Consider the following 3,701-nt stretch of genomic DNA (forward strand, 5'->3'; position numbering starts at 1 on the left):
TCCAGGTTCACACGGATCAGCGGCCAGTTGAGGCGCGCGGCCACCTGCTCGATGTGGGTGGACTTTCCGGTGCCGTGATAGCCCTGCACCATCACGCGGCGGTCGAAGGCGAAGCCCGCAAGGATCGCCCGCGTCGTCTCGGGATCGAACTTGTAAGCCGGGTCCACGTCCGGAACATGGCTGTCCCGCTCGGTGAACGCCGGGGCCTTCATGTCGATGTCCACACCGAAGGTGGCGCGCACATCGACCTCCCGGTCGGGCGCCAGCGCGAGGAGTTTGTCGTCGGATGAGTCAAATGCAGCCATGGCGGGATCGATTACAGGCTTGCCGTGGCGGACGCAAACAGGTGTTTGATAGCAGGGCCATGAAGGAGGAACGAACAATGCCAAAGGACGCGGAAAGCGCAGGGCGCGAGATCACTGTGACGCCGCAGCCAACAGGCTTCGGCGCAGAGATCACCGGTGTTGATCTGTCCCGGCCACTTGAGCCGATGGTGCTGGCCGAGATCAAGGCGGCATGGGCGCGCCACGGGGTGGTGGTGTTCCCGGATCAGCCCCTGACGCTCGAGCAGCTCGAAGCCTTCACCCTGCAGTTCGGGCCGTTCGGCCATGATCCCTACGTGAAGCCCATGGAAGGGCACCCCAACGTCCTGGAGGTGCGTCGCGAGCCCGACGAGAAGGTCACGCCCTTTGGTGGCAACTGGCACTCCGACTGGAGCTTCCAGGCCCAGCCGCCTGCCGCCACGATCCTGCGCTCCGAGATCATCCCCCCGGTGGGCGGCGATACCCTCTATTGCGACGCGGCCAGCGCCTATGAGGCTCTGCCAGACGCCACAAAAGCCAAACTGGCCGCCCTCCGCGCCATCCATTCCGCCAGCAAGGCCTATGGTCCGGACAGCGCCTATTCACGCGAACTCCACCTTCGGGCCATGCCGATCATTGTCAGCCCGGAGGCTGACAAGACCTATGTGCACCCGCTGGTGCGCACCCATCCGGTGACGGGTCGCAAGGCGCTGTTCATTTCACCGGTCTACACGGTGGGCATCGAGGGGATGGCGCCCAACGCGGCCGATCCATTGCTGGCCGAGCTCTACAAGCACCTGGTCCAGGATCAGTTCATCTACCGCCATCGCTGGCGGCCGGGGATGGTGGTGATCTGGGACAACCGCTGCACCATGCACAATGCCCTGGGCGGCTACGACGGCCACCGGCGGGTCATGCACCGCACGACTGTGGCTGGCGAGGCGCCGATCTGACCGGCCTCAGTCTGAGTAGGATCTGCGCAGCATCAGAAGCCCCAGGAAACTCACTGCGCCCGCCGCCGCCAGATAGCCGCCCACCGGCGCAAGACCGCCGCCATTGGCCAGGGTCTGGGCAATTACCGGAGTGAGGCCCCCGCCGATGATGCCGCCCACGTTGAACACCATCGAGGCGCCGGTGTAGCGCACCCGCGCCGGGAACAGGCTGGGCAGAAACGCGCCCAATGGTCCGTAGACGAACCCCATGACAAACAGCGCCAGCGACAGCCATGCCCAGATCAGCAACAGTGAGCCGGAACCCATCATGGCCGCCATGGCGGCGCCCACGGCCAGGGTTCCCAGGCAGCCGGCCATCAAGACGCGCCGTGCGCTCGAGGCGTCGGCCGCATAGCCCGCCGCGATGATCCCCGCCGCCAGAAACACGATCGCGCCCAGTTGCACCTGCAGGAAAGTCTCGCGACTGTAACCGAGCGTCGTCGTGCCGTAGCCCAGGGCAAATGCGGTCGACAGATAGAAGATCGCAAAGCAGGCGACCGCCGCAAAAGTACCCCCTAGCAGCGCGCCCGGATGGCGCTTGAAGACCTCGGCCATGGGTACGTGGCTCGGCGCTTCATCAGTCAGCACCTTCTGGAAGGATGGCGTCTCACCGATCCGCAGGCGCACCCAAAGCCCCACGCCCACCAGGATCGCGCTGGCCAGGAACGGCAACCTCCAGCCCCAGGCCAGGAAGTCCTCTGACGTCAGGACCAGGCCCAGGATCAGGAACAGACCATTGGCGGCGATGAATCCCGACGGCGCGCCGAGTTGAGGGAACATGCCGAACCGCGCCCGCCAGCCCGGCGGCGCATTCTCCACCGCCAGCAAGGCCGCGCCGCCCCACTCGCCGCCCAGTCCGAACCCCTGGCCGAACCGCAACAGGCACAGCAGGAACGGCGCCACCCAGCCCACCATGGCGTAGGTGGGCAGGAAGGCGATCAGGAAGGTCGATACCCCCATCATCATCAGCGACGCCACCAGCGTTGACTTCCGCCCAATCCGGTCGCCGAAGTGGCCGAACACGGCGGCGCCCACAGGCCGGGCGAAGAAGGCCACTGCAAAGGTCGCATAGCTCTGCAGCAGCTGGGCGGAATCCGACGATTTGGGGAAGAACAGCGCCGGGAACACCAGCGCCGCCGCCGTGGCGTAGATGTAGAAGTCGTAGAACTCTACCGCGGTGCCCACCAGGCTGGCGCCCAGCACGCGGCGGTTGGAGGCCTTCGCCACGACGGAAGTATTGGATGTCACAGACGTTCCCCTTGTTGACCAATGGCTTCGCCTCCCGAGCGTTCGGGGTCAAGCCGCTTGGCGCCCCGCCGCCTTTGCGGTTAGGGCGATACGATGAACGCGCAGGTCGACCCCTTCTACGCCATCTCGATCAGCGGACTGGCCCAGCGGCTGAAGTCCGAGGGCCGCTCGATCATCCACATGGAGTTCGGCCAGCCGTCCACCGGCGCGCCGAAGGCCGCGATTGCCGCGGCGCATGCCGTGCTCGACTCCGAGGCCATGGGCTATTGGGAAAGCGCGCCGCTGAAGGCCCGCATCGTTCGCCACTACGCGGAATTCTACGATGTGACGCTAGAACCTGCGCAGATCACGCTCACCTGCGGCGCCTCGCCGGCGCTGGTGCTGGCGCTGTCGTCCACCTTCAAGCCGGGCGATGTGATCGCCATGGCCCGTCCGGGCTACGTCGCCTACCGCAATACCGTCAAGGCGCTGCATATGGTCCCGCTGGAGATCGCCTGCGGTGCTGAAACCCGCTTCCAGCTGACGGCCGCGACGCTGGCGGCGCTGGACCCGGCGCCCGCTGGGCTGATCCTGGCCAGCCCCGCCAATCCCACTGGCACCGTGATCCCGGCCCGGGAACTGGCGGCGATCGCCGAGGTCTGCCGCGCGCGCGGCATCCGGATCATCTCCGACGAGATCTATCACGGCCTCAGCTATGCGGAGCCGACCCGCTCGATGCTGGAGTTCGCGCCCGAGGCCATCGTCGTGAACAGCTACTCGAAGTATTTCAGCATGGCCGGCTGGCGGCTGGGTTGGCTGGTCGTGCCGCGCAGCGAGGCGTCCCGCGCGGTGGCCTATATGGGTGCCATGTTCCTGACGCCGCCGGCTCTGGCCCAGCACGCCGCGCTGGTCGCCATGGATTGCCGCGACGAGCTGGAGGGACACCTGGCGACCTACCGGCGCAATCGTGAGCTGTTACTGGAGGCGCTTCCGGCGCTTGGCCTCGACCGGATCGCCCCGCCCGACGGCGCTTTCTACATCTGGGCCGACGTCGGCGAACTCACCAACGACAGTCTGGGGTTTTGTCGCCAGTTGCTGCTGGACACCGGGGTCGCCACGGCGCCCGGGATCGACTTTGACCCGGTTGATGGCCACCGGTTCATCCGGCTGAGCTTCGCGG

Annotated in this window: 3 protein-coding genes and 1 pseudogene; 2 read left to right on the plus strand and 2 right to left on the minus strand. The window is 66.5% G+C overall.

The window, feature by feature from the left end; translation table 11 throughout:
• Window positions 1-305 (minus strand): annotated as a pseudogene (locus ACIQ42_RS17020) (cobaltochelatase subunit CobS); the annotation flags it as partial.
• Window positions 306-382: 77 nt separating this feature from the next.
• Between ACIQ42_RS17020 and ACIQ42_RS17025 the strand changes: the two are divergent.
• Window positions 383-1,255, plus strand: a complete 873-nt coding sequence (locus ACIQ42_RS17025) for a TauD/TfdA dioxygenase family protein (RefSeq protein WP_397423426.1) — start codon at window positions 383-385, stop codon at window positions 1,253-1,255.
• 6 nt (window positions 1,256-1,261) lie between these two features.
• Here ACIQ42_RS17025 and ACIQ42_RS17030 read toward each other — a convergent pair whose 3' ends face one another.
• Window positions 1,262-2,542 (minus strand): MFS transporter, encoded by a 1,281-nt coding sequence (locus ACIQ42_RS17030; RefSeq protein ID WP_397423427.1) that lies wholly within the window; start codon window positions 2,540-2,542, stop codon window positions 1,262-1,264.
• 93 nt (window positions 2,543-2,635) lie between these two features.
• Here ACIQ42_RS17030 and ACIQ42_RS17035 point away from each other — a divergent pair.
• Window positions 2,636-3,701 (plus strand): aminotransferase class I/II-fold pyridoxal phosphate-dependent enzyme (locus ACIQ42_RS17035; protein WP_397423428.1); only part of this gene is annotated, 1,066 nt, incomplete at its 3' end.

This window comes from Phenylobacterium sp. (genome assembly GCF_044372605.1).
Classification (GTDB): Bacteria; Pseudomonadota; Alphaproteobacteria; order Caulobacterales; family Caulobacteraceae; genus Phenylobacterium.